General features: G+C 60.6%; 1 pseudogene. It reads right to left on the bottom strand.

Going from position 1 to position 520, the window contains the following annotated elements:
* Window positions 1–39: 39 nt before the first annotated feature.
* A pseudogene (locus tag J8G26_RS19155) lies at window positions 40–520 on the bottom strand (IS3 family transposase); the annotation flags it as partial.

Below are 520 nucleotides of genomic sequence, written 5' to 3'. Positions count from 1 at the left end.
TGAATCGCCCCGGGTTCCGTGGAGGCTGTTTGGTTTAAGTCAGGCCCCCACCGTGGCGGTCTGACTGGCGAGTCGCCGGTAGTAGTTTGCCTCAGCTTCTGCAGGCGGGATGTATCCGATGGGCTCCAGCAGTCTGTGATGGTTGAACCAGGCCACCCATTCCAGCGTGGCCAGTTCCACAGCCTCCTTGTTCTTCCAGGGTGCGCGACGATGAATCAGCTCAGCCTTGTACAGCCCGTTGATCGTTTCGGCCAGCGCGTTGTCGTAGCCGTCCCCCTTGCTTCCCACCGATGGCTCTACGCCAGCCTCGGCCAGGCGTTCGCTGTATCGAATGCTGACGTATATTGCGATCCCCGATCCAAGTGATGAACCAGGCTGCTGTCCGGCTCGGGTTGGCGTGCGTACAGTGCCTGCTCCAGCGCATCAAGCACGAAGTCCGTTCGCATCGAACTGCTCACCTGCCAGCCCACGATGCGTCGGGCATATACGTCGATGACGAAGGCCACGTAGAGCCATCCCT

The organism is Acidovorax sp. JG5 (assembly GCF_017939685.1).
Classification (GTDB): domain Bacteria; phylum Pseudomonadota; class Gammaproteobacteria; order Burkholderiales; family Burkholderiaceae_C; genus Acidovorax.
The sequence above is the reverse complement of the archived record's forward strand: the minus strand, read 5'-3'. Positions and strand labels throughout refer to the sequence as shown.